Raw genomic sequence first — 25927 nt, forward strand, 5'->3', positions numbered from 1 at the left:
ATGCCGCTACGCGGTATTGCGGATCGTTTCGCGTTCGCCGGGCAAGTCGAGGGCCAAGTCAAGCGGCCACCCGCCGCAGTTTCGCCTTGCCATCACCACAAAGGACGTGTTCTGTCGGCCCTCAATTCGGGGGACTACGCTGCCAATCGATCTCGGGATCGTCCTTTGCCGGACTTGCCCGAGCGCCCCGTGACATGGCGAAGGACGGCGACGCGGCCGTCCGCGCCCGGCCCCGGCTGCCTGCCGGCGCCATTGCCGCACAGGCACGCGCACGTCGCCCGGCGTGCGTTAAGTCGGGGAGCCCAGTCTAGGCATGGATTTTCGTGTTTTCGCCGCCTTCGGTATCGCCGCTGCGCTGGTGTCGTGCACCAGTTTCTATGAAGCGAGCGACTTTGCCGCGGTGACGGGGCCGGCGAAGATCGAGGGTGTCGCCGAGGGCGCGGAGAAATCCGTCGACGACGCGGACACCGCCGAGGGCACCGCAAACGCCGCCGCCGATACGCCCGCCGACGTCGCCGCGGCCACCGCCGCCGTCCCGGCGACCGCCACCGAGACCGCCGCGGCCGCCGTGCCCGAGGTCGCCCCGGCCGCCGGCGAGACGGCCGCCCCCCAGATTCCGGCCAGCGCAGCGGCGACGGCCGCGATGGCGGCCACGACCGCCGCAGCCGAGCCACAGGCGCCGGCCACCGCGGCGGTCACTCCGCCGGCCGCCGCCGCCTCCGAAACCTCCCCCGCCTCGATGGTGACCGCCCTCGCCCCGACCGCCGCGCGCCCGGCGATTCCCGCCGTCGACGACGACGTCGTCGTGGAGGCCCCGCCCGAGGACGACGAGCCGGAAGCAGCCGCCTTCAAGGCGCCGCGCCGCGAAAAGATGGAAAGCCTGCCGGGCGTCAACTGGCCCGAGGGCATCGTCCTCGTGTCGCGGACGCCGAACGACGACGATCCCCGCGGCTTCTTCGGCGGCGCCACCCACCCGTTCTCGCGCTCGGTCGCCGGGGTACCGCGCAGCGCCGTGGTCGCCGCGAACGGCTTGCTGCTGGCGCACAGCAGCATCAGCGTCTCGTGCCTGAAGCCGGGGCTGCTCTCGATCCTGCGCCGCGCCGAGACCCGCTTCGGCAAGCGCGTGGTGATCACCTCCGGCTACCGCTCGCCGCCGCACAACCGGCGCGTCCGCGGCGCCCGCAATTCGCAGCACATGTACTGCAACGCGGTCGACCTCTACATGCCCGGCGTCGCCCGCGACGAACTCGCCCGCTACCTGTTCGCCTTGCCCGACCGCGGCGGCATCGGCCTCTACTGTCATACCCAGTCGATCCACGTCGACATCGGCTCGCGCCGCGCCTGGCGCTGGCCCTGCTACCAGAAGCGCAAGAAGGCCTGACCGGGTTCATCGCGGGCCGGGCGTTCAGCCCGCCGACGAGCAGCGCGCGATCACGCCGACGATCTCCGCAAAATCACGAGCGCGCGGATTTGTGCGCCGCCAGGCGACGCCAACCTGTCGGCTCGGCTCGGGCGCCGCGAAGCGCAGCAGCCGGATCGCCGTCTCGTCGATCGAAACGCTGTCGAGGAAGATTCGCGGCAGCAGCGTGATGCCCTGCCCGGCCGCCACCAGTTGCAGGATCGTCGACAGGCTGGTGACGCCGCTCGCGCGCAGTCGCCGGGCGTCGATCGTGCCGCAGACGGCGAGCGTCTGGTCGCGCAGGCAATGGCCGTCCTCGAGCAGCAGCAGCGCTTCGGGCGCGATCTGGCTCGCCTCCGCGACGCCGGCGTCGGAGAACGGCCCGTCCCGCGGCACGGCCAGCAGGAACGGATCCTCGAACACTGCCACTTCCTCGAACGCCGCATGCCCGAGCGGCACGCTCGCGACGATCACGTCGAGGTCGCCGGCGGCGAGTTCGTCCGCCAGTGTCGCCGTGACGGTTTCCCTGACGCTGAGTTGCAGCCGGGGAAACGCCAGCGCCAGCCGCGGCAGCAGCTTCGGCAGGAGATAGGGCGCGATCGAGGGAATCACCCCGAGCCGCAGCGGACCGGCGAGCACGCCGGTCTCCCGCCGGGCGAAGGATTCGAGGTCGCCGACCTCGGACAGGATCCGCCGCGCCCGCGCCGCGACGCCCTCCCCCACCGCCGTCAGCCGGGCACCGCCCGCCGACCGTTCGACCAGCGCGACGCCGAGAGCGGTCTCGAGGTCGCGGATCTGCACGGACAGCGCCGGTTGGCTGACCGACACGCGCTCGGCGGCCCGCCCGAAATGGCCTTCGGCCGCAAGGGCATCGAAATAGCGAAGCTGGCGCAGGGTGAGCGTCATAGGGTTCCATTATCGCAGTAGGTAGAACTTACGATTGGACCTTATCATGATACGAGTTCAGAATGCTTCCAGAATGGATGGAAGCGCATTGCGATGTGCCGAACCGTCCGTGCGACGGACGCTGGCCGGGGAGAGCCGGCGCCGATGACAGGTTCAGGAACAGGGGTAGCCCAGATGACCGACAAGCCCACACTCACGACCACGGCCGGCGCGCCGATCGGCGACAACCAGAATTCGCTCTCGGCCGGCCCGCGCGGCCCGCTGCTGATGCAGGACTACCAGCTGATCGAGAAGCTGGCGCACCAGAACCGCGAGCGCATCCCCGAGCGCGTCGTGCACGCCAAGGGCTGGGGCGCCTTCGGCACCCTGAAGATCACCGGCGACATCTCGAAGTACACCAAGGCGAAGGTGCTGCAGCCCGGCACCGAGACCGACCTGCTGCTGCGCTTCTCCACCGTCGCCGGCGAACTCGGTGCGGCCGATGCCGAGCGCGACGTGCGCGGCTTCGCGCTGAAGTTCTACACCACGGAAGGCAACTGGGATCTCGTCGGCAACAACACGCCGGTGTTCTTCCTGCGCGATCCGTACAAGTTCCCCGACTTCATCCGCACCCAGAAGCGCCACCCGCAGACCAACCTGCGCTCGCCCAAGGCGATGTGGGACTACTGGTCGCTGTCGCCGGAGTCGCTGCATCAGGTCACCATCCTGATGTCGGATCGCGGCTGTCCGGTCGCGCCGATGTTCATGAACGGCTACGGCTCGCACACCTTCTCGCTGATCAATGGCGCCGGCGAGCGCTTCTGGGTCAAGTTCCACTTCAAGACCGAGCAGGGCCACAAGTTCTACACCAACGCGGAATCGGCCGAAGTCATCGGCAAGACCCGCGAGAGCTACCAGGAAGCGCTGTTCGGCGGCATCGCCAAGGGCGAGTTCCCGCGCTGGTCCATGAAGGTCCAGATCATGACCGAGGCCCAGGCCGAGACGACCTGGTACAACCCCTTCGACCTCACCAAGGTCTGGCCGCACGCCGAGTTCCCGCTGATCGACGTCGGCACCATCGAGCTGAACCGCAACGCCGACAATTACTTCGCCGAGATCGAGCAGGCCGCCTTCTCGCCCTCGAACATCGTACCGGGCATCGGCTTCTCGCCGGACAAGGTGCTGCAGGCGCGCATCTTCGCCTATGCGGACGCCCATCGCTACCGGATCGGCACCCACTACGAGCACCTGCCCGTCAACGCGGCCAAGTGCCCGGTGAACCACTACCACAAGGACGGCTCGATGCGGTTCTTCCGCAACGACACCGGCAACGCCGACGCCTACTACGAGCCCAACTCGATGGGCGGCCCGGCGGAAAACCCCGCCTTCCGCGAGCCGGCGCTGCCGCTGTCGGGTGATGCCGACCGCTACAACCACCGCGACGGCAACGACGATTACCGTCAGCCGGGTGACCTGTTCCGCATGTTCGACGAGGCCCAGCGCGAGCGGCTGTTCTCGAACATCGCCGGCGCGATGCAGGGCGTGCCGGAAGAGATCATCCGCCGCCAGCTGGTGCACTTCTACCGTGCCGACCCGGCCTACGGCGAAGGCGTGGCCCGCCACGTCGGCGTCAGCCTGCCGCAGCTCGACGCCGCGGCCGAGTAAGGCCTGACGCGCGCTGCGGGCCGTGCTCGCAGCGCGCGGACATCGAGCCGACATGAGGCGGAAAACCGCAAAGCGGGTCCGCCTGCCGAGAAGTCCGGCGCGTCGGAGCCCCGTGCTCCGCGGATGACGCCGGCAGAGACCGCCGCCGACCTACCCCCGGCGGCGGTCTCATTTTTTTCGACGACCGCCGCAGCCGTCGGCGGTGCAGGCAGATGGGCAGTGGCCCGCCGATGCGCGGGCAACCAGCCTTCCGCAGCGAGCCCGATGCGCGTCGGTTGGTCGGCTGAGGTCGAGCCACCCACCACCGCGATCTGGCAGAGCCATCGGTCGACGCTTCGGCCCGTCGACTCGGCGGGATTGCGTCCCGGCTGAGACGCCCGCTCCGCCCCTCGGGCTCGGCCAAGGCCAAATCGCCGAGGCGCGACATCGCGGCCGTCAGCCTGTTTTTCACCCCGCCAAACTTCTGGAAACGGCCGATCCCGCGCCGGTTTGTGCGCCCAGAGGCCAGTCGTTTGGTCCCCATCCCGGCCCTCGACTTGCGCCCACAACTTGCCATTCGAGCCGGAAAACTGGCTTTTCCTGCGCTACGATTTCAGGGTTCGCCGAATTCGGCCGCCATATTCATGGGGGCGAGTCTCAATCTTCATGGCGACCGACGGATTCGCCTCGAACTACACCGAATTTTCGGGCTTGCGTGCACTGCACCATACTTCATTCAGTCACCTGATTTCGCATGGCAACCATGCAATACAAGCGATTTCAGGTTTTCTATGCGTGATATTCAGATTTTCTTCTCGGACATAAACCGTTTAGCATGCTCTTCAATCGGTTGAATATCGCAGTGCACCTATTCCCATGATCGACCAACCCCCGTAGCCTTTGGGTGTCCGGTCCAGATCGGAACCGGGATCCGCCGGGAGACCTGCTGATGGAGTTGCTCATTTCCGCTTGCCTGCTCGCTTCCCCCGAGAGTTGCCGGACCGAAAGTCTGGTCGTTTCGATGGAGCCGATGACGCCGATGACCTGCATGGCCACGGCTCAGCCCGCGATCGCACAGTGGAATGAAGCGCATCCGAAGTGGAAGGTCGTGAAGTGGACCTGTGGCGACGTGCGCCGCAGCAAGCCCTTCGCCATCTGACGGAGACCCGGCCGGCGCCATGCACCGGTCCTGATCGATCGATGTCGGCGTGCCGCCCGGATGGGCGTCGCCGGCCTCACCGGACTGCACTGCGGGGCGCCCTCCACGTCTCCCCGCAGGGTATCGACCATCACGTGGAGACGGTTCGCCCTGCCCACCATGAATTGCGGGCGGATCAAAGTCTGGAGACTGCAAAATGTCCGTTTCTCGGTCCCTCGCCGCCCGCGTCGCCGCGCTCGCCGTCATCGCCCTTGCCGGCGCCGGCGCCGCCTATGCCGCCTCGTCGCAGCCTTCCGGGACCTCCGGCACCTATGCGCCGGCCGTCGGCTTCAACCACGCCGTCGGAGCGACCCACGCCGTGGGCTATTTCACCCCGGTCGCCGGTGACTGCGCCCTGACCCTCGTCGTCGCCGAAGTGCTCGACGACGAGTCCGCGGTCGCCCCGACGCCGACCCGCCTCGAGGTCACCCTGCCCGCCGGCCGCAACGCCGCCGTCAAGGCGTCGGACGGCAACGTGCTGACCTTCACCTGCGCCGCCGACGGCAAGTCGCTCGCAGTCGATCGCGGCATCGCCGGCGCGATCTGAGCCCCACGGCCGGACAAGCTCGTTCGGCCGCCGCCCGGGATTTTCCCGCAGGCATCACTGGAAGCGCCGCCCCTCGCGGCGCTTCTGACGTTTCAGCCCTCTCCCGGCGCCGGTCGCCGCCAGGTCGTGACCCCGGGATCCGCAGCGTCCCCCAACCGGCGCGCATGGCACGAAACGCCTTCGCCACCACTGCGTTTTCTGCATTGCTCGGGCCCGCAAGCCAGCGTTTGCGCGCTTGCTGCGACCGCACAACGCTCCTAGAGCATCGGGCGTCCAATTCACGAGGGATCGCCACGTGCATCCTCATCGGGCTGTCAGCGGATCATGATCGACGCAAAGGCAGCCGGGCGCGACGCGCCGACTCCGACCCCATCGCCCGCCGCCCACGACGAACACCACGGCTTCTGGGGCCTCGCCCTCGGATCCGTCGGCGTCGTCTATGGCGACATCGGCACCAGCCCGCTCTACGCCCTGCGCGAGGCGCTGCTGCACACCAGCGCCGACGGCGTCTCCCGCGCCGACGTCGAGGGCATCGTGTCGCTGCTGCTCTGGTCGCTCGTGCTGATCGTCACGGTGAAATACGTGCTGTTCCTGATGCGCGCGGACAACCGCGGCGAAGGCGGCATCTTCTCGCTGGTGGCATTGGCACAGGGCGCGATGGCGCGGCGGACGGTGTTCGTCTTCGTCGTCGGCGTGCTGGGGGCGGCGCTGTTCTACGGCGACGCGATCATCACCCCGGCGATCTCGGTGCTCTCGGCCGTCGAGGGCATGAAGCTGGTGACGCCGCTGTTCGCCGACTATGTCGTGCCGATCACCATCGCGATCATCATCGGGCTGTTCCTGGTGCAGAGCCGGGGCACCGGCGCCGTCGCGCGCTGGTTCGGGCCGATCACCGCGGTCTGGTTCCTCGCGATGGCCGCCGCCGGCCTCTCGCACATCAACGACGACCCGGAAATCCTGCACGCGCTGAACCCGCTCGCGGCGATCGGTTTCCTCGTCGACAACGGCCTGCTCGGGCTCACCGTGCTCGGCTCGGTGTTCCTCGCCGTCACCGGCGCCGAGGCGCTCTATGCCGACATGGGCCATTTCGGCAAGCTGCCGATCCGCGTCGCCTGGCTCGGGCTGGTGTTCCCGTCGCTGGCGCTCAACTACATGGGCCAGGGTGCGCTGGTGCTCGCCCATCCGGAGGCGATGGAGAACCCGTTCTTCCTGCTGGTGCCGGGCTGGGCGTTGCTGCCGATGGTGATCCTCGCCACCGTCGCCACCGTCATCGCCAGCCAGGCGGTCATCACCGGCGCCTTCTCGCTGACCCGGCAGGCGATCCAGCTCGGCCTGCTGCCGCGCTTCGAGACGCGCCACACCTCCGCCACCCAGGCCGGCCAGATCTACATGCCGCGCATCAACTGGCTGCTCTGCCTCGGCGTCCTCGCACTGGTGCTGCTGTTCCGCTCGTCCTCGTCGCTCGCCTCCGCCTACGGCATCGCGGTGACCGGCACGATGGTGCTCACCTCGCTGCTCGCTTTCGTGGTGATGGTGACGGTGTGGAAGTGGCCGCGGCCGCTGGCCCTCCTGATGATCACCCCGTTCCTGGTCATCGAGCTCGTCTTCCTCGCCGCCAACCTGCTGAAGATCGCCGACGGCGGCTGGGTGCCGCTCATTCTCGCCGGCTTCGTCGCGGTGGCGATGTGGACCTGGGCCCGCGGCACGCGGATCCTGTTCGACAAGTCGCGCCGCGAGAGCATCCCGCTGCGCGACCTGATCGCCATGCTGAAGCGCTCAGAGCGGATCCGCGTGCCGGGCACGGCGGTGTTCCTCACCAGCGATCCCGAGACCGCGCCGTCGGTGCTCATGCACAACCTGAAGCACAATCACGTTTTGCACCGGTCGAACATCATCCTGACCGTGAAGTCCGCGACGACGCCGCGCGTTGCGCCGCACAAGCGCACCGAGGTAACGCCGATCGACGACGACTTCACGCTGATCAGCCTGACGTTCGGCTACATGGAGACGCCGAACGTGCCGCTGGCGCTCGGCGAATGCCGCAAGAAGGGGCTGAAGTTCGACATCATGTCGACGTCGTTCTTCGTCGGGAAGCGCACGTTCAAGCCGGGCACCAATTCCGGCATGTCGAAATGGCAGGACCGGCTCTACATCTACCTCGCCCGCAATGCGTCCAACGCCACCGACTTCTACCGCATCCCCACCAACCGGGTGCTCGAGCTCGGCCAGCAGATGACGATCTGACCGGCCGCCCGGCAGTCACCTGGAGACCGTGATTTCCGGTTGTCGGGGCTGCATTGCAGCATGGAGCCCGCGCGGGCCTTGCGTCGCGGCGCGGACCGGGTCAGAAACGCCGCCATGCTGACGATTACCGACCTCACATACCGCATTGCCGGCCGCACCCTGCTCGACGCCGCCTCGGCCATCGTGCCGGACGGCGCGAAGCTCGGGCTCGTCGGCCGCAACGGCACCGGCAAGACCACGCTGTTCAACCTCATCGTCGGCGCCCTCGCCGCCGAATCCGGCGACATCGCGCTGTCGCGCGGCGCCCGCATCGGCCGCGTCGCGCAGGAAGCGCCGGGCACCGAGGAGACGCTGCTCGAGCACGTCCTCGCCGCCGACACCGAGCGCGTCAGGCTGCTCGCCGAGGCCGAGACCGCGACGGATCCCGGCCGCATCGCCGACATCCACGTCCGCCTCGCCGACATCGGCGCCCATTCCGCCGAAGCCCGCGCCGGCACCATCCTTTCCGGCCTCGGCTTCGACGCCGAAGCGCAGCGCCGGCCGTGCAGCTCGTTTTCGGGCGGCTGGCGCATGCGCGTCGCGCTCGCCGCGGTGCTGTTCACCGAGCCCGACCTGCTGCTGCTCGACGAGCCGACCAACTACCTCGATCTCGAGGGCACGCTCTGGCTGGAGAGCTACATCGCGCGCTATCCGCACACGGTGCTGCTGATCAGCCACGACCGCGACCTGCTCGACAAGGCGGTGCAGGGCATCGTCCACCTCGAGCACGGCAAGCTGACCACCTGGAAGGGCGGCTACACCCAGTTCGCGCGCCAGCGCCGCGAGAAGATGCTTCTGCTCGGCAAGGCCAAGGAAAAGCAGGACGCGCACCGCAAGCACCTGCAGTCCTTCGTCGACCGCTTCCGCTCCAAGGCCTCCAAGGCGCGGCAGGCGCAGTCGCGCATCAAGATGCTGGAGAAGATGGAGACGATCCAGGGCATCGTCGACGAGGTGCAGGCGCCGATCCACATCCCGAACCCGAAGTCGAAGCTCGCCCCGCCGATCCTCGCCTTCGACCGCGTCTCGGTCGGCTACGAGCCCGGCAAGCCGATCCTCTCCAACCTGACCCTGCGCATCGACGACGACGATCGCATCGCCCTGCTCGGCAAGAACGGCAACGGCAAGTCGACGCTCGCCAAGCTGATCGCCGAGCGGCTCGGCGCGATGGGCGGCGACATCACCCGCGCCTCGAAGCTCGACATCGCCTTCTTCGCGCAGCACCAGCTCGACGAACTGGTCCCGGCCGACTCCGCCGTCGCCCACGTGCGCCGGCGCATGCCCGACGTGCCGGAATCGAAGGTGCGCGCCCGGGCGGCCCGCATGGGCCTCGGCGCCGACAAGATGGACACGCCGGCGGCGGAACTTTCCGGCGGCGAACGCGCCCGGCTGCTGATCGGCCTCGCCACCTTCAACGGGCCGAACCTGCTGATCCTCGACGAGCCGACCAACCACCTCGACATCGAGGCGCGCGAAAGCCTGATGCAGGCGCTCAACGACTACGAGGGCGCCGTGATCCTGATCGCGCACGACCGCCATCTCGTCGAGGCGACGATGGACCAGCTCTGGCTGGTCGCCGACGGCAAGTGCAAGCCGTTCGACGGCGACATGGACGACTACCGCCGCTACGTGCTGTCGGGCACGATGCCCAAATCGGAGGAAAAGGCCGAGCCGAAGCCCGAACCGAAGGTGTTCGGCGCCGACAAGCGCAAGGCCGCCGCCGAGCGCCGCGCCCAGCTCGCCCCCTTGCGCAAGCGCATCGACGCCGCCGAGAAGCGCATCGAGACGCTGCGCATGGCGCTGAGCGGCCTCGACATGATCCTCGCCGACCCGATGCTGTTCGCCAAAGACCCCGGCAAGGCGGCCAAGCTCGCCAAGCAGCGCGCCGACACCGCCCGCGACATCGAGAAGACCGAGGAAGACTGGCTGGCGATGTCGGCGGAATACGAGGCGGCGGAGAGCGAGCAGGCCTGAGGCCCACGCCGCTCGCCCTGCCGGCCCTCAGTCCTCCACCGGTACGCCCTCGGCCAGCACCGTCCGCAGCGCCCCGACCAGATCGTCGGCGACGAGCCCGGGGCCGGCCACCTGCCCGGCGCGCCCGTGCATCCAGACACCGATCGCCGCCGCCGTCAGCCCGTCGCGCCCCTGCGCGAGCAGGCCGGCGACGATGCCGGCCAGCACGTCGCCGGAACCGGCCGTCGCGAGATCCGGCGGCGCGTTCTCGTTGACGAGGGCGAAGCCGTCCGGCGCGGCGATCACCGTGTCGGCACCCTTCAGGATCACGACCGCCCCCGAGCGCGCCGCCGCCGCCCGCGCCCGGTCGATCTTCGACACCCCCTCGCCGGGGGCAAGGTCCGGGAACAGCCGGGCGAACTCGCCCTCGTGCGGCGTCAGCACCACGGGCGCCGCCCGGGACGCGATCTGACGGAAGAGCTCGTCCGGGTCGGCCGCATGGCTCGACAGCGCATCGGCGTCGAGCACGACGCCGGCAAGCGTTCCGAGCGCCGCCGCGGTCTTTGCCCGCGTCGCCGCGCCGACGCCGGTCGCAGGGCCGACGACGATCGCCTTCAGCCGCGGCTCCGCGACGAGCGCCGCGAACGCGTCCGCCGTCTCGGCCGGCCGTACGATCAGCGCGGCAAGATAGGCGGACGCGGTCGCCACCGCATCCGGCGGCACGGCGATCGTCACCAGCCCGGCGCCGGTGCGCAGCGCGGCCGCCGCCGCGAGCTTCGCGGCGCCCGTCGAGGCGGCATCGCCGCCGGCGACCAGCACGGTGCCGCGGCTGAACTTGTGCGCATCCGCCCGCCTGAGCGGCCACTGCGCGGCCCAGAGCGACGGGTGGTTGGCGGCGGCGCGCGGCCCGATCGAGCGCAGCACGCCGTCGCGGATGCCGATGTCGTGCACCAGGCAGCGCCCCGTGTGCAGGCGCCCGGGCAGCAGCAGGTGGCCCGGCTTGCGCCGGAAGAAGGTCACCGAACGCGTCGCCTGCACGGCGACGCCGAGCACCGCGCCGGTGCGGCCGTCGACCCCGCTCGGCAGGTCGACGGCGACCACGATGGCGCCGGCCGCTTCCGCCGCGTTGATCCAGCCGACGACCTCGGCCGCCGCGCCGTCCAGCGGACGCGCCAGCCCGGCGCCGAACAGCGCGTCGACGATCACCGCCGCCTCGTCGATCGCCGCCCGCGACGGCGGTTCGGGCGCGAGCCGCGCCCGCTTTAGCATCTCGCCGGCCGAGCCCTCGGGGCCACGGCCCGGCAGCAGCAGCAGGCGGACGATCAGGCCCCGCTCGCGCAGCACGCGGGCCGCGACGAAGCCGTCGCCGCCGTTGTTGCCGGGGCCGCACACCACGGCGACCCGGGTGCCGTGCGGATGCCGCGCCGCGATGTCGTCGGCGACCGCCCGTCCCGCCCGCTCCATGAGCTTCAGCTCCGCCGTGCCGGCCTCGATCGTCAGCCGGTCGGCCTGCCCCATCTCACCGGGCGTCACCAGCACGTGTGGCGAGAGCCGCGCGGCGTCTTCGATCGGGTGCAGGGGGCTCGTCATCGGGGACCGGGGGTTCTGGGCGCGGGTTGCGGGCGCCGACGCTCGCACGGCCCCGCAGCCACGCCAAGGGTCCGCGAAAACGCCCTCGGCGCGATTGCGGCCGCCGCGGCCGTCTGGAAAAGCGGGAGTGATGATCCAGGATTAGGCATTTGCACATTTTACGGGCATATTCGGCGCGCAACGGATGATCAATCTCGCCGTCGGCTGCGCGCCGCCGCCTCTTTTGTCGGCAAATCCCCCGGTTTGCGCGAAAGTGGCCACATGGCACAGGGCGTGCTTTCTATGGCGCTGTTTCGGTCGGGACAGGCTGACCTCACGAACGGCGGAGACAAGGAGGCAATGAAAAAAATCGAGGCTATCATCAAGCCTTTCAAACTCGACGAGGTGAAGGAGGCGCTGCAGGAAGTTGGCCTGCAGGGCATTACCGTCACTGAAGCGAAGGGCTTCGGCCGCCAGAAGGGGCACACCGAACTGTATCGCGGCGCCGAATACGTGGTGGATTTCCTGCCGAAGGTGAAGGTCGAGATCGTCCTTGCCGACGAGATGGTCGAGAAGGCGGTGGACGCGATTCGCGGCGCTGCCCAGACCGGCCGGATCGGCGACGGCAAGATCTTCGTCTCCCCGGTTGAAGAGGCCGTCCGCATCCGGACGGGCGAAACCGGCAACGACGCGATCTGACGGGTCGCGGCCGAGGCCGCGCACCCCGGAACCAGGCCGGCGCGTCCTGCGCACGGTCCATCAATACATTTGAGATTCAAAGGGAAGGGCTCATGACAACTGCCGCTGACGTCCTTAAGCAGATCAAGGACAACGACATCAAGTACGTGGACCTGCGCTTTACCGACCCGCGCGGCAAGCTGCAGCACGTCACGTTCGATGTTTCGCTCGTCGATGACGAAATGTTCGCCGAAGGCACCGCCTTCGACGGATCGTCGATCGCCGGCTGGAAGGCCATCAACGAATCCGACATGACGCTGATCCCCGATCCGGAGACCGCGCATATCGATCCGTTCTTCGCCCAGTCGACGCTCGCGATCTTCTGCGACGTCATCGACCCGGTTTCCGGCGAGCCCTACAACCGCGACCCGCGCTCGATCGCCAAGAAGGCCGAGGCCTACGTCGCGACGCTCGGCATCGGCGACAAGGTGTACTTCGGCCCCGAGGCCGAGTTCTTCGTGTTCGACGACGTCAAGTTCGCCACCGAGCCCTACCACACCGGCTTCAAGGTCGACTCGGTCGAGCTGCCGACCAACTCGTACACCGACTACGAGTCCGGCAACCTCGGCCACCGCGTCCGCATGAAGGGTGGCTACTTCCCGGTTCCGCCGATCGACAGCCTGCAGGACATCCGGTCCGAGATGCTGTCGGTGATGGCCGAGATGGGCGTCGCCGTCGAGAAGCACCACCACGAGGTGGCCTCGGCCCAGCACGAACTCGGCCTGAAGTTCGCGCCGCTGACCCGCGTCGCCGACCACCTGCAGATCTACAAGTACGTGATCCATCAGGTCGCGAACGCCTACGGCAAGACGGCGACGTTCATGCCGAAGCCGATCTTCGGTGACAACGGCTCGGGCATGCACGTGCACCAGTCGATCTGGAAGGACGGCAAGCCGATCTTCGCCGGCAACCAGTACGCCGACCTGTCGGAAAGCTGCCTGTTCTACATCGGCGGCGTCCTGAAGCACGCCAAGGCGATCAACGCCCTGACCAACCCGTCGACCAACTCCTACAAGCGTCTGGTCCCGGGCTACGAGGCCCCCGTGCTGCTCGCCTACTCGGCGCGCAACCGTTCGGCCTCGGTGCGTATCCCCTACACCACCAACCCCAAGGCCAAGCGCCTCGAGGTTCGCTTCCCCGATCCGGCCGCCAATCCGTACCTCGCCTTCACGGCGCTGCTGATGGCCGGCCTCGACGGCATCAAGAACAAGATCCACCCCGGCGAAGCCGCCGACAAGGATCTCTACCACCTGCCGCCGGAAGAGCTGAAGGCGATCCCGACCGTCGCCGGCTCGCTGCGTGAGGCCCTCGCCTCGCTCAACGCCGACCGCGACTTCCTCAAGGCCGGCGGCGTGTTCGACGACGACTTCATCGATTCCTGGATCGAACTGAAGATGGCCGAGAACATGCGCTACGAGATGACGCCGCACCCGGTCGAGTACGACATGTACTACTCGGTCTGAGGATCGGATCCGGCGGGCGGCGCAAGCCGTCCGCCCTCCGGCCCCGGCTATCGGATGAAGGCCCGGCCCCCTCGCGGTGGCCGGGCTTTTGTCGTTTTCGGGGGGAAGGCCATCGAATGGACCGACGTGCCCGCGGCCGCTCTCCCTGCCCCTCGCAAGCCCCCTCACCCCCGCCCGCGCTCGTCCGCCCTGAGCAGCCCCGTCTCGATTGCCAGCCAGACGAGGTCGGCGTCGGTGCGGGCGCCGACCTTCGCCTTGATCTGGTAGTGGTAGTTCTGCACCGTCTTCGGGCTGAGGTTGAGCGTCGCGGCGATTTCGTCGGCGGCGCGGCCGGAGGCGACGAGGCGCAGGATCTCGGTCTCGCGCGGGCTGAGGCCGTCGAGTTCCGAGCGCTGCTGCGACAGGCGCTCGGTGGCGATCTCGCGGGCGACGTCCTCGCTCATGGCGCGCCGGCCGGCGAGCACGGTCTCGACCGCGCGGACCAGTTCGTCGGGGGCACTGCTCTTCGTCACATAGCCCGCAGCACCCGCCTCGAACGCCTTCAACGCAAAGGCGGCGCCCTGGTGCATCGAGAAGATCAGCACCCGCGCGTCGCGGTCGTACTGGCGGATGTGGCGCAGCGCCTCGATGCCGCTGGCGCCCGGCATGGTGATGTCCATGACGACGATGGCGGGCTTGGCGTCGCGGTAGCGCTGATAGGCCTCCGCGGCGGTCTCGGCCTCGGCGACGACACGAAAGCCGCGCCGCCGTTCGAGCAGGCGGCGATAGCCCTCCCGCACGACGGGATGGTCGTCGACGAGCAGGATGGTCGCCTCGATCATGCCGCGGCCATCCGCCGGCTGCCGTCCGCCGCCGCGTGGAACCGCGCCTCGATCCTGAGCCCGCGCGCCGTGCGCACGACGCCGAAGCTGCCGCCGAGCGCTCCGACCCGCTCGCGGATGCCGAGAATGCCGTAGCCCGTCGAGGCGGCGAGCACTGCGGGATCGCCCTCGCCGTCGTCGTCGACGATCACCGCGATCTCGTCGTCCGGCGTGCATGCGACATGCAGGTGCACGACGCTGGCGCCGCTGTGGCGGGCGGCGTTGGTCAGGCACTCCTGCGCGATGCGGTAGACGTTGAGCGCGTCGTCCGGCGCGAGGCCGGCGAGGTCGCCGTCGATGTCGAGGCGGAACGCGGCGCTGCGCGCGCCGTGCAGGTTCCACGCCGCCACCATGCCGCGCAGCGAGGCTTCGAGGCCGACCTCGTCGAGTTCCGGCGGGCGCAGCCGGGCGAGCGCGTTCTTCAGCGTCGCCATCATCCGGGCCGTCACCCGGCCGATCGCCAGCGCGTCGTCGGCGAGGTCCGGGCGGCCGGCCGGGGCTGCGGAGGCGAGCGAGGCGGCGAGCGCGCCGGTCGCCGTCAGGCACTGGCCGAACTCGTCGTGCAGGTCGCGCGCCAGCGCCCGCCGCTCGGTCTCCTGCACCTCGAACAGACGCTGCGTCAGCATGGTCCGCTCGGCGGTGGTGGTCGCCAGCTTCGCCGCGAGATCGTTGGCCGCGCCGGCGATGCGGTTGAACTCGGTGGTGCCGAACGCCGGCAACCGGCTCGCATAGTCGCCCTGCTCCAGCCGCTTCAGCCCGGCGATGATCCGCCGCGCCGGCGCCAGCGCGTGCCCGATCGCCAGCACCGAGAGCACCGCGATCCCCGCCGCCATCGCCGCGGCGAGGCCGACCACCACGCGGAGCTGGTGCCAGGCGCGCGTGGTGGCGGCGACCGGGTCGTGCGTCGCGAGCACGTGCATCGTCGGCTGCCCGGTGACGATCACCGGCCGCTCGATCGGCGCACCGGGGGAAAACCATCGGCCGAACAACTGGCTGAACCACAGCGGCGCGGTGCGTCCGAGACCGTTCCAGCCGCTGCACAGCCGGCGGCTGCCGGCGACGGGAGCGGTGAACTCGACGCAGACGCCGGGGCTCATCACCGCGACGATCGCGATGGAATGCCGCGCCGTGAACGGCGGTCCGTAGAAGGTATTGGCGCTGCCGAGCATGTAGAACTGGGTCAGCTGGCGCGCGACTCGGTTGGCCGTGCCCTCGGTTTCGGTCTCGACCGCGCGGTCGGTGTCGAACACCACCCAGGCCACCGCCAGCGCGAAACAAAGGCACGCCACCGCGACGATCCGGAGGGCTACGGCCAGAAGCAGGCTCATCCACGCATCCTCGCCCGACGTATAGCTCTCGCGGAGTGTGTCACGGCATCGGTGCGTCAGCGCAAGGGGTGCGGGCGAGGTCGGGCAATTTGCCCGGTCCGGAACGGGAGGGTGACCCTCCCCTATCGCTCGAAACTCGGGCACTCTTGCCATAACGACAGCCGGGAACCGGCGCGCCAAAGATGGAGGAACCGGGATGGATCTCGGACGTGACACGGCCGCGGATGCCGCGGGAGCCGGCTCGACAGTGGCCCGCAGCGCGCTCGCCGCCCTGCTGACGACGCTCGAGGCCGAACTCGTCGGCCGCAATCCGCTGGTGGAGCGGCTGCTGATCGCCCTGCTCGCCGGCGGGCATGTCCTCGTCGAAGGCTCGCCGGGCCTTGCCAAGACCCGGGCCGTGAAGCGGCTGTCGGAGCGCGTCGACGCCAGCTTCGCTCGCATCCAGTGCACGCCCGACCTGATGCCGGCCGACCTCACCGGCACGCCGGTCTGGCGGCCCGACCGCGGCGTGTTCGAGTTCGTGCCCGGCCCCGTGTTCCATTCGCTGGTGCTCGTCGACGAGATCAACCGCGCCCCGCCGAAGGTGCAGTCGGCGCTGCTCGAGGCGATGGCCGAATCGCAGGTCACCGCGGGCGGCACCACGCACCGCCTGCCCGATCCCTTCATGGTGGTCGCGACGCAGAACCCGATCGAGCACGAGGGCACCTTCCCGCTGCCCGAGGCGCAGCTCGACCGCTTCCTGTTCCACGTCACCGTCGGCTTCCCCGACGCCGTCTCCGAGCGCGCGATCCTCGACCTCGTCGAGCGCGAGGAAGCCGCCGCGCGCGGACCGAAGCCGTCAGGGGACGCCGTTCGTCTCACCCTCGACGACCTGCACGCGGCGCGCAGCGAGGCGATGGCGGTCCATCTGTCACCGGCGGTGAAGGACTACATCGTGCGGCTGGTGATGGCGACGCGCGACGAGACCGGCGGCGCCCAGCGCGCCGCGATCGAGCACCCTGTCTCGCCGCGCGGCACGCTGTCGCTCGCGGTCGCCTCGAAGGCCCGCGCCTATCTGCGCGGCCGCTCCTACGTCAATCCGGACGACGTGCGCGAACTCGCCGCCGACGTCCTCGCCCACCGGCTCGGACTGACCTGGCGCGCCGTGGCGGAAGGCGTGACGCCGCGTGGCCTCGTTGCCGAGCTCGTCGCCGGCATCGCGCCGCTCTGAGGCCGCGCCGATGACCCCCACTGCACCCGGCGACGCCGCGGGCGACGGCCCCGCCGCGGAGCTCGCGCCGTCCGCCGGCACCACCGTCGAGGCCAGCCGGCTGCTGGCGCTCCGCCACGTCGTGGCGCGGTCGCGCATCGGCCTGTCGCGCCGCACCGCCAGTCTGCCCGGCCCCGTGATCACCCGCCGCCGCGGCCGCGGCAGCGAGACCGACGAGATCCGTCTCTGGGCGCATGGCGACGACATGCGCCACATCGACCGCAACAGCACCGCGCGCACCGGCGAGCCGCACGTCCGCACCTTTCGCGACGAGCGCGAGCAGGCGACGCTGCTGGTGGCCGATTTCCGGCCGCCGATGCTGTTCGGCACGCGGCGCGCCTTCCGCTCCGTCGCCTGCGCCGAAATCCTGGCCCTCACGGGGTGGCGCGCGGTGGAAAGCGGCGGGCGCGTCGCGCTCGTCGCCGCCGGCGCCGACGGCTTCGAGGTGGTGCGGCCGGGCGGCGGCGACCGGGCCATGACGGCGGTCGCCGGCGGCCTCGCCCGCGCCCACGCCGCGGCCCTGACCAGCTCCGACACGCGGGTGCCGGGCCTCGCCGATGCGCTCGACGCCGCGGTTCGCCTGTTGCCGCGCGGCGGCAGCATTCTGCTCGCGACCGGGCTCGACGCCCCGGGCGACGATTTCGACGAGGCGCTGCTCCGGGCGCGCTGGCGCTGCGACGTCAAGGTCGCGCTGGTGATCGACGCGTTCGAACGGCGCCCACCCGCCGGTAGCTTCCCCTTCGTCACCTTTGCCGGCCGGCGCGGCCTGCGCGTCGTCGGCCGCCGGCCCGACCCCCCGGAGGACGACCGGCTCGCGCGCCTGCACCGCCTCGGCGCCGACGCCGTCGAGATCGACGCCTCGCTCTCGCCCGAAGACCAGCTCGCCAGCCTCGGAGCCCTGCATGCCAGCCTCGGCTGATCCCCTCGACGCGCTGCGCGCCGTGCGCCTGCCGCCGGAGCCGGCGTCGGGCCTCTTCGGCATCGTGCTGCTGGCGGTCGCGGCCGGCGTCGTCGTCGTGCTGCTGCTGCCACTTCTCGGACGCCTCGCCGCCCGGCTGCGCGCCCGCGCCCGGTCGCCGCTCGCCGTCCTGAAGCGCACGCTGCGCGCCACCACAACCCTGCCGGCCGGCGAGCGCACGCTGGCGCAGGCGGCGGCGCTCCGTGCCTATGTCGCGGCCGTCGCCGGACCCGGCGCCGCGGCGACCAGCGGCGAGGCCTGGCTCGGCGAACTCGACAGAGTCTTCGCGACCGATTTCTTCACCCGCGGCCCCGGCCGCAGCTTCGGCGAGGCGCTCTATGCCGGCGGCGGCGCGCCGCCCGTGCCGAGCGCCGAACTGGAACAGCTCGCAGCCGCGCCGCGCCGGACGGCGGCCGCCCGATGATCGAGTTCGCCACCCCGATCGCCTTCGCGGCGCTGCCGTTGCCGCTGCTGGTGCGCCGCCTGCTGCAGCAGCAGCGATCCACGGCCGCGGCGCTGCGGCTGCCCGACGCGATGGCCGGGCGCAGCCGCGCCGGCAACACCGAAGACGCCGGCAGCGGTCAGAGCAGCCTGCTGATCGCTGCCGCGGCCTGGGTCGCCCTCGTCACCGCCCTCGCCGGCCCGCAGTTGCCGCAGCCGGCGGCGGCGCTGCCGATGAGCGGGCGCGAGATCGTGCTGGTGCTCGATTTCTCCGGCAGCATGGAGCGCAAGGACTTCACCCTCGGCGGCGTCAGCGCCAGCCGGATCGACGTCGTCAAGCACATCACCAGCGACTTCATCCGCCGCCGCGCCGGCGATCGCGTCGGCCTCGTGCTGTTCGCCGAGATGCCGCAGGTCGCGGCCGTGCCGACCTTCGACCTCGCCGCCGTCGAAAGCGTGCTGATGGACACCGAGATCGGTACCCTCGGCCGCTCCACCGCGATCGGTGACGGGCTCGGCCTCGCGCTGAAGCTGCTCGACGGCTCACAGTCCGAAAGCCGCGCCGTGGTGCTCCTGTCCGACGGCACCACCACCGCCGGCGAGGTCTCCGCCTCGTCCGCGGCGGCGCTCGCCGAAGCGCTCGGCATCCGCGTCCACACCATCGCGCTGGGCACCGACGAGGAAATCACCGGCTCGGCCGGTGCCGCCAGCCTCGTCGACGTCGTCGCCCTGAAAGACATCGCCGACCGCAGCGGCGGCGAAGCCTTCCGCGTCCGCTCCACCACCGATCTCGAGCAGGTGACGGCGACCATCGACCGGCTGGAAACCGAGCGGTCGGTCGGCGCGCCGGTGGCGATCGCCCGCGATCTCTGGGCCTGGCCGGCGGCGGCGAGCCTGATGCTCTGCCTCGTCGGCTTCGCGATCGGGAGGCGTAGCCGATGAACATCCCCGGCTTCGACCTCCCCGATCTCGCCCTGCTGCGGCCCTGGTGGCTGCTCGCCGTGCCGGTCCTGGCCCTGATCGCCCTGCGCTACGGCATTGCCGGCGGGCTCGGCAGCTGGCGCCGCGCCGTCGACGCGCCGCTGCTCGCCGCCATCGAGCGGCGCGGCGGCGTCGTTGCCGGCAGCGGCGGGCGCCGGCTGTCGCCGTGGCTCGCCGCGGCGGTGATCGCGGCGATCGCGCTCGCCGGCCCCGCCATGGAGCGCGCGGACAGCCGCACCTTCCGCAACCTCGACGGCATCGTCCTCGCCCTCGATCTCTCGCAGTCGATGACCGACAGCGGCAGCCTCGCCGATGCGCAGGTGGCGATGGTGAAGCTCGCCGAGGCCGCCGCCGGCCGGCAGATCGCCTTCGTCGTCTATGCCGGCGACGCCTATCTCGGCAGCCCGTTCAGCGCCGACGTCGACGCGCTGCGACCTTTGGTGCTCGGCAGCGGCGCCGGCGTCGTGCCCGACACCGGCAGCGATCCGGCGCGCGCGCTGGCCCTCTCCCGGGCGGTCTTCGACAAGGCGGCAATGGTGGCCGGCGACGTGGTGCTGGTCGGTGACGGCGACGGCATCGGCGCCGACGCCTTCGCCGCCGCGGCTGCGCTACGGGCCGAAGGGCGCCGGGTGCACACGGTGTTCGTGCCGCCGGCGGCGCGCGTCGTCGGCTCGCCCGACCCGCACCCCGCCGCCGCGAGCGACCTCGCCGCGGCCGGCGGCGGCCGCTTCGTCGCCGTCGGCGACATCGCGGCGCTCGCCGCCGAACTCGGCAGCGGCGACAGCGAGCGGCTCGGCGCGGGCGGCTATGCCGCGCTGGTCTGGAACGACTTCGGCCGCCTGCTGCTGCTCGGTGCCGCCATCCCCATCCTTGCGCTGTTCCGGAGGCGGGCATGAGCGGCCGCAAATCACTGCTCCTCGCGCTCGGCGCCGCCGTCGTCGCCGCCGGCTTCGGCCTCGCCAGCGACGATCGCGGCGGGCGCATCCTGCTCGCCGCCGGCCTGCCGTCGCTCGCCGCCGAGGTGATCCGCGATCCCGGCTGGCGCGGCAATGCACTCTACCGCGCCGGGCGCTACGCCGAGGCCGCCGAGGCCTTCCGCCGGTCCCGCGACCCGAGCGCCGCCTACAATCTCGGCAACGCCCTCGCCCGCGCCGGCGACCTCGTGATGGCGGTGAAAGCCTACGACATCGCCCTGCGCCACAACCCCGACGACGTCGATGCCCGCGCCAACCGCGCCCTGGCGTCGGCGCTGATGGCGGAGGGCGCTTCGCCCGACGTTCCGATGGCGCGTGGCGGCTCGGCCAATGCCACCGCCCGCCTCGAGAACCAGGGCGGCGACAACACCGCCGGCGACGAACTCGGCCTGCAGTCGACCTCCGGCGACGGCATGGCGGGCCAGCGCGAGGCGGGCAGCGCCAGCGAGGCGGCCGGCTCCAGCCGCGTCGACCGCCGCGGCCAGGCGCAGGCCGTCAGCGAGAGCCAGGGCGACAGCGTCTCGCGCGGCGCGGCCACCGACAGTGCCGGCCGCGCCGGCAAGGGCGGCGGCCTGACCACGGCCGCATCGACCGACGAGACCGCGCCGCGGCCGCCGGGCGAGACCGAAGCGGTGGAATCGGCCCAGGCGACCCGGCAGTGGCTGGCCGCGATCCCCGACGATCCCGTCGCCTTCCTGAAGCTCAGGATCGGCGCCGAGCGCGAGAAACGCCGCAAGGCCGGGACGTCCGTGCTCGAGGGAGGCAGTTCATGGTGACGCACCGCTTCGCCGCGTGGTTCGCCGCGCTCGTCATCATGCTCGTCGCCGCCCCGGCGCAGGCCGTCGATGTCGCCGGCGCGCGGCTCTGGGTCGACGTCGACCACGGTGCGCACGGCCCCTATCCGCAGCAGATGGTGCTGCTGCGCGTCCGCGGCGCCTTCACAATCCCGATCACGTTGGAGCGGCTGCAGCATCCCGCCTTCGCCGGCTTCCGCGCCCTGCAGCTCGGCCGCGACCACTGGTTCGACACCGTCGACCGCGGCCGCCAGGCCCGCGGCTTCGAACGCGTCGTCGCCGTCTATCCGCAGAAGAGCGGCCGGCTCACTATCGCGCCCTTCGTGCACCAGATCACCACCGTCGGCCCGGACGGCAAGCGCTTTCCGGTCGAGATCGCCAGCCCGCCCGTCGAGATCGACGTGCTGCCGGCCCCGGCCGCCGGCTGGTGGCTGCCGGCGCACGACGTCACCGTCGACGAGCAGTGGAGCGTCGATCCGGACGGCATGGCGATCGGCCAGTCGACCCGGCGCATCGTCACGATCCGCGCCGAGGGCGTGCTCGCCGACCAGATGCCGCCGCAGCCCGACGTCAAGGCGCCCGGCCTGATCGTCTTCACCACCCCGGTCGAGCGCAAGACGGTGCTCAGCATCGAGGAGCGTGACGTCGGCACCGAACTGCGCCGTCAGGCCCTGAAACGGCCCGGGCGCCTCGAGGAGGTCACCGGCCGCAATGGGCCGGTCGCGACCGTCACCTACACCTGGGCGGTGCAGCCGCAGAACAGCGACCCGTCGACGCTGCCGCCGCTGGAGTTCAACTGGTTCGACACCGACGCCGGCGAGATCCGCACCGTCGTGCTGCCCGCCCGCCGCGTCGCCTGGGCCGAAACCGGCCCGTCGCTGGAGGAACTCGAGGCGGCGATCGGCATGGCGCCGGCTGCCGCGCCCTCCTCGGGCGGCGTCCTCTCCGCCGCGATCGGCCTCGCCGCCTTCCTCGCCAGCGCCGCCGCCACCTCGGCCGCCCTGGCCGCCGGTGGCCTGCGCGGCCAGGGCGGCCCGCTCGGCCGGCTCACCGCCCGCATCGACGGCGCCTTCGCCGCCGCTGCGCTCCGCCGGGCGGCGGGGCGCGGGGATGGCCCGGCGACGTTCCGCGCGCTCGACCGGCTGCGGTCGGCCGACCACCGCTCAGGCCGGCGCGGCGCCGCCTGGTCGGACCCGGCCGTCGTCGCCGCGGTCGGCGCGGTCGAGGCGGCGGTGTTCGGTCCGCCCCGTCCGGGCACGCCGCTCGCCACGGCCGCCGCCGCGCTGCTCCGCGCCCGGCGCAGCGCCGGGCGGATTCGGCGAGAGGCGGCGCAGGTGGCGGCACGGCCGGTTTGAAGGCGGGCCGGCGCGGCGCTAAGGTCGTGGAGAAGCCGCACGGCGCGGCCCGCTGCGAGGAGCCATGCCCGAACTCGTGATCCGGATCGACTTTCCGCCGGCCGACCGTCTCGGCCGCGGCAAGGCGGACCTGCTAGAAATGATCCGCTCCGAAGGCTCGATCACGGCGGCGGGCAGGGCGATGGGCATGTCGTATCGGCGCGCCTGGCTGCTCGTCGACACGATGAACCGGATGTTCTCCGAACCCGTGGTCTGGTCGAAGCGCGGCGGCGAGCACGGCGGCGGCGCGGCCCTGACCGCCTTCGGCGAGGAACTGCTCGGCCGCTATCGCGGGCTGGAAGCAAAGGCCGCCGCCGCGGTCGCCGACGATCTTGCCTGGCTCGCCGCCCGCTATGTGGCGCCGCCCCCTGGCGAGCCGGACGGCGGTTGATCCCACCGCCTCACTCGGCGAGCGCCACCGATTTCACGATGGCATGCACGGCAAGGCCGGGTGCGAGCCCGAGTCGCGACGCGGAAAACTGCGTCACCCGCGACAGCAGGAAGCCGCTGCCGCAGGCGATCCGCACCTCGACGCTGCCACCGGCCGCCGCACCGATCTCGGCAACGGTACCGGGCAGGATGTTGAGTGCGCTGAGTCCCTCTGGCGCGGGGCCGGTCGCGATCATCACGTCGCGCGCCGGCACGTGCAGCCGCACCGCAGCGCCGGGACGGCCGGCGACCCCCGGCACGATCAGCCGCCCGGCCGGACTGTCCACGGTCGTGAGACCGTGCGCCGCATCGTGCGACAGAACGCTTGCCACCAGCAGCGTGCCGGCCTCGGCCCGGCCGGCCCGCGCGCCGAGCCCGGGACGGGCGAGCACGTCGCCGACGGTTCCCTCGGCGACGACCCGGCCGGCCTCCATCACCACCACCCGGGTCGCGAGCCGGGCGACCTCGGCGAGCGAATGGCTGACGTAGACCACCGGCACCGTGGTCGCGTCGCGCAGCCGTTCGAGGAACGGCAGGATCTCCGCCTTGCGCGCGTCGTCGAGCGCGGCGAGCGGCTCGTCCATCAGCAGCAGTTTCGGGCGCGACAACAGCGCCCGGCCGATCGCGACCCGCTGCGTCTCGCCGCCTGACAGCCCGGCCGGCCGGCGCGCGAGCAAATGGCCGATGCCGAGCATCTCGACCACGGCGTCGAAGCCGATGCCGTCGCCCGCGCCGCGCGGCGCGAACCAGCGGCCGTAGGCGAGGTTCTGCCGCACGTTGAGGTGCGGAAACAGCCGCGCATCTTGAAAGACGTAGCCGATGCGGCGGCGATGCTTCGGGACGAACAGCCGTGCTGCGCCGTCGAACACCGGCACGCCGCCGATGACGATGCGCCCGGCGTCGGGCCGCAGCAGCCCGGCGATGGCGTTGACCAGCGTCGTCTTCCCCGAGCCCGAGCGCCCGAACAGCGCCGTGACGCCGCCCGCGGCGGTGAAGCCGGCCGCGAGATCGAAGGCGCCGAGGCGGTGGCGGATCGCGACGTCGAGCATCAGCCCGCCTCGATCCGGCGCGCGACCCGGCGCGCCAGCCATTCGGAAATCGCGAGCGCCGCAACCGAGACGACGACCGAGATGATGGTGAGCCGCATGGCGTTCCAGTCGCCGCCGGGCACCTGCGTGAAGGTGTAGATCGCCGCCGGCAGCGTGCGCGTCTCGCCGGGAATGTTGGAAACGAAGGTGATCGTGGCGCCGAACTCGCCCATCGCCTTGGCAAAGCCGAGCACTGCGCCCGCGAGGATACCGGGCAGGATCAGCGGCAGGGTGATGGTGAGAAAGACGGCGATCCGCGAGGCGCCGAGCGTGCCGGCGGCCGCCTCGATGCGCCGGTCGACCGCCTCGATCGAGAGCCGGATCGCCCGCACCATCAGCGGAAACCCCATCACCGCCGCCGCCAGCGCCGCGCCCGTCCAGCGGAACGAAAACACGAGGCCGAAATGCTCGGCGAGAAACGCCCCGATCGGGCCGCGCCGGCCGAACAGGATCAGCAGCACGAAGCCGGTCACGACCGGCGGCAGCACCAGCGGCAAATGGACGAGGATGTTGAGCAGCGCCCGGCCATGGAAACGCCCGCGTGCCAGCAGATAGGCGACGAGGATGCCCGCCGGCAGGCTGGCGAGCGTCGCCACCGTCGAAACTCGGAGGCTGAGCAGCAGCGCGCTGCGCTCCTCCTCCGTAAGGGTCAGGAAATCCAACGGCAAATTCCTCGCGCACGGCGACGGACGGACGGGCACCGCGATCCTAGCGTCCCGCGCGGCCGGACGCGACCGGGCAGCGGCGTCAGTCGAGCACCGAAAAACCCTGCGCCTCGAACGCCGGCAAGGCTTTGGGCGATCGCAGGAAAGCGAGGAACCCGGCCGCGGCCGGAACCACCTCCGTGGTCAGTGCGGCGGGATAGATGATTGGCGGGTGGGAGTCTTCCGGGAACGTGCCGACGATCGCGACTTCGGGATCGGCCGCGGCGTCGGTGCGGTAGACGATGCCGTAGGGTGCCTCGCCGCGCGAGACGAGCAGCAGCGCCGCCCGCACGCTTTCCGCGCCCGCCACCTTCGACTCGATCGCCGCCCAGAGGCCGAGCGACTCCAGCGCCGCCTTGCCGTAGCGGCCGGCCGGCACGCTGCTCACCTCGCCCATGGCGATGCGGCCATCGCCGACGAGACCGGCGAGGTCGAGGCCGGGCCCGATCTCGACCGGCGTCGCCTCGGCCTTCGGCGCGACCAGCACCAGCCGGTTGCCGAGCAGGTTTGCGCGCGTCTCCGCCCGGATCAGGTTCCGCTCGCCGAGATAATCCATCCAGGCGAGGTCGGCGGAGATGAAGATGTCGGCCGGCGCCCCGCTCTCGATCTGTTTTGCAAGCGCCGAACTCGCCGCATAGGACACGACGACCGGCACGCCGCCCTCGGCGGCATAGGCCGCGCCGATCTCGTCGAGCGCGTTCTTCAGGCTGGCCGCGGCGAAGACCGTGACCGGGCGGTCCTGCGCCGACGCGGGCGCGGCGAGGAACGGCGCTGTCAGGCCGACGACGGCGAAGGCGGCTGCGGCGCGGAGGGCGAGGCGGCGGGTGGGCATGGCGGCGGGAAGCTCCGAAGCAATGTATTCTTCGGAATATAACGCTGGGTGGGCGAAAAGGCGAGGGAGATGTTCGAGGGGATATGTCGGGCGAGTTCCGGGGATGGGCGTGCCGTGCGGCCTCCCCCCCTCCCTGTCCCTTGTAAGTTACCTCTGCCGTCCTCTGGTACAGTGCCAGGTGCGGCGTCGGATGCGCGACCGCCGGTCCCTGGGTCGTCC

Annotated in this window: 23 protein-coding genes; 16 read left to right on the forward strand and 7 right to left on the reverse strand. The window is 71.1% G+C overall.

The window, feature by feature from the left end; all coding sequences use genetic code 11:
• Positions 1–313 precede the first annotated feature (313 nt).
• Complete coding sequence (locus tag I5731_RS15550; RefSeq protein ID WP_197312323.1) at positions 314–1381, forward strand: YcbK family protein; 1068 nt, start codon at positions 314–316, stop codon at positions 1379–1381.
• A gap of 24 nt (positions 1382–1405) precedes the next feature.
• Here the strand turns inward: I5731_RS15550 and I5731_RS15555 are convergent, their stop codons facing one another.
• Positions 1406–2305, reverse strand: coding sequence for a hydrogen peroxide-inducible genes activator (locus tag I5731_RS15555; RefSeq protein ID WP_197312324.1), 900 nt, complete (start codon positions 2303–2305; stop codon positions 1406–1408).
• Positions 2306–2479: 174 nt separating this feature from the next.
• Between I5731_RS15555 and I5731_RS15560 the strand changes: the two genes are divergently transcribed.
• The 5 genes from I5731_RS15560 (at position 2480) to I5731_RS15580 (ending at position 9927) form a co-directional block, all read left to right on the forward strand.
• Positions 2480–3949: a catalase gene (locus I5731_RS15560; protein ID WP_197312325.1), complete on the forward strand. Its 1470-nt coding sequence runs from the start codon at positions 2480–2482 to the stop codon at positions 3947–3949.
• Positions 3950–4877: 928 nt separating this feature from the next.
• A complete protein-coding gene (locus I5731_RS15565) occupies positions 4878–5087 on the forward strand; it encodes a hypothetical protein (RefSeq protein WP_197312326.1) in 210 nt (69 codons plus the stop codon).
• A gap of 196 nt (positions 5088–5283) precedes the next feature.
• Positions 5284–5673, forward strand: a complete 390-nt coding sequence (locus I5731_RS15570; RefSeq protein WP_197312327.1) for a hypothetical protein — start codon at positions 5284–5286, stop codon at positions 5671–5673.
• Between the two features lie 324 nt (positions 5674–5997).
• The gene (locus I5731_RS15575; protein WP_197312328.1) at positions 5998–7917 is read left to right on the forward strand and encodes a potassium transporter Kup; all 1920 of its coding nucleotides are present in this window, start codon (positions 5998–6000) and stop codon (positions 7915–7917) included.
• Between the two features lie 114 nt (positions 7918–8031).
• Positions 8032–9927, forward strand: coding sequence for an ABC-F family ATP-binding cassette domain-containing protein (locus I5731_RS15580; protein ID WP_197312329.1), 1896 nt, complete (start codon positions 8032–8034; stop codon positions 9925–9927).
• A 27-nt stretch (positions 9928–9954) separates the two neighbouring features.
• Here I5731_RS15580 and I5731_RS15585 read toward each other — a convergent pair whose 3' ends face one another.
• The gene (locus tag I5731_RS15585) at positions 9955–11496 is read right to left on the reverse strand and encodes an NAD(P)H-hydrate dehydratase (protein ID WP_197312330.1); all 1542 of its coding nucleotides are present in this window, start codon (positions 11494–11496) and stop codon (positions 9955–9957) included.
• A gap of 339 nt (positions 11497–11835) precedes the next feature.
• On the opposite strand from I5731_RS15585, the gene I5731_RS15590 reads away from it, so the two are divergent.
• Positions 11836–12174, forward strand: a complete 339-nt coding sequence (locus tag I5731_RS15590) for a P-II family nitrogen regulator (RefSeq protein ID WP_197312353.1) — start codon at positions 11836–11838, stop codon at positions 12172–12174.
• Positions 12175–12266: 92 nt separating this feature from the next.
• Entirely contained in the window at positions 12267–13676 is a 1410-nt protein-coding gene (gene glnA / locus I5731_RS15595; RefSeq protein ID WP_197312331.1) for a type I glutamate--ammonia ligase, read from the forward strand.
• 164 nt (positions 13677–13840) lie between these two features.
• Here the strand turns inward: glnA and I5731_RS15600 are convergent, their stop codons facing one another.
• Together I5731_RS15600 and I5731_RS15605 are read right to left on the reverse strand one after the other, a co-directional pair.
• A complete protein-coding gene (locus tag I5731_RS15600) occupies positions 13841–14497 on the reverse strand; it encodes a response regulator (RefSeq protein WP_197312332.1) in 657 nt (218 codons plus the stop codon).
• A complete protein-coding gene (locus I5731_RS15605) occupies positions 14494–15864 on the reverse strand; it encodes a histidine kinase (protein ID WP_197312333.1) in 1371 nt (456 codons plus the stop codon). The genes I5731_RS15600 and I5731_RS15605 overlap by 4 nt, the downstream gene beginning before the upstream one ends.
• A gap of 196 nt (positions 15865–16060) precedes the next feature.
• On the opposite strand from I5731_RS15605, the gene I5731_RS15610 reads away from it, so the two are divergent.
• From I5731_RS15610 to I5731_RS15645, 8 genes are all read left to right on the forward strand, one after another.
• Complete coding sequence (locus tag I5731_RS15610) at positions 16061–17074, forward strand: AAA family ATPase (protein ID WP_197312334.1); 1014 nt, start codon at positions 16061–16063, stop codon at positions 17072–17074.
• Positions 17075–17084: 10 nt separating this feature from the next.
• Entirely contained in the window at positions 17085–18032 is a 948-nt protein-coding gene (locus I5731_RS15615) for a DUF58 domain-containing protein (protein WP_197312335.1), read from the forward strand.
• Complete coding sequence (locus I5731_RS15620) at positions 18016–18495, forward strand: DUF4381 family protein (RefSeq protein ID WP_197312336.1); 480 nt, start codon at positions 18016–18018, stop codon at positions 18493–18495. Before I5731_RS15615 ends, I5731_RS15620 begins: the two co-directional genes overlap by 17 nt.
• Positions 18492–19454 (forward strand): VWA domain-containing protein, encoded by a 963-nt coding sequence (locus I5731_RS15625; RefSeq protein WP_197312337.1) that lies wholly within the window; start codon positions 18492–18494, stop codon positions 19452–19454. The genes I5731_RS15620 and I5731_RS15625 overlap by 4 nt, the downstream gene beginning before the upstream one ends.
• Complete coding sequence (locus tag I5731_RS15630; protein ID WP_197312338.1) at positions 19451–20389, forward strand: vWA domain-containing protein; 939 nt, start codon at positions 19451–19453, stop codon at positions 20387–20389. The genes I5731_RS15625 and I5731_RS15630 overlap by 4 nt, the downstream gene beginning before the upstream one ends.
• On the forward strand, positions 20386–21243 hold the full coding sequence (locus I5731_RS15635) for a tetratricopeptide repeat protein (protein WP_197312339.1): 858 nt from the start codon (positions 20386–20388) through the stop codon (positions 21241–21243). Before I5731_RS15630 ends, I5731_RS15635 begins: the two co-directional genes overlap by 4 nt.
• On the forward strand, positions 21237–22616 hold the full coding sequence (locus tag I5731_RS15640; protein ID WP_197312340.1) for a BatD family protein: 1380 nt from the start codon (positions 21237–21239) through the stop codon (positions 22614–22616). The genes I5731_RS15635 and I5731_RS15640 overlap by 7 nt, the downstream gene beginning before the upstream one ends.
• 64 nt (positions 22617–22680) lie before the next feature.
• Entirely contained in the window at positions 22681–23046 is a 366-nt protein-coding gene (locus tag I5731_RS15645; RefSeq protein WP_197312341.1) for a winged helix-turn-helix domain-containing protein, read from the forward strand.
• 10 nt (positions 23047–23056) lie between these two features.
• Here I5731_RS15645 and modC read toward each other — a convergent pair whose 3' ends face one another.
• The 3 genes from modC to modA form a co-directional block, all read right to left on the reverse strand.
• Positions 23057–24136: a molybdenum ABC transporter ATP-binding protein gene (gene modC / locus I5731_RS15650; protein ID WP_197312354.1), complete on the reverse strand. Its 1080-nt coding sequence runs from the start codon at positions 24134–24136 to the stop codon at positions 23057–23059.
• On the reverse strand, positions 24133–24834 hold the full coding sequence (modB, locus tag I5731_RS15655) for a molybdate ABC transporter permease subunit (RefSeq protein ID WP_197312342.1): 702 nt from the start codon (positions 24832–24834) through the stop codon (positions 24133–24135). The genes modC and modB overlap by 4 nt, the downstream gene beginning before the upstream one ends.
• A gap of 85 nt (positions 24835–24919) precedes the next feature.
• A complete protein-coding gene (modA, locus tag I5731_RS15660; RefSeq protein WP_197312343.1) occupies positions 24920–25708 on the reverse strand; it encodes a molybdate ABC transporter substrate-binding protein in 789 nt (262 codons plus the stop codon).
• Between the last annotated feature and the right edge of the window lie 219 nt (positions 25709–25927).

This window comes from Methylobrevis albus (assembly GCF_015904235.1).
GTDB classification, from domain to species: Bacteria; Pseudomonadota; Alphaproteobacteria; order Rhizobiales; family Pleomorphomonadaceae; genus Methylobrevis_A; species Methylobrevis_A albus.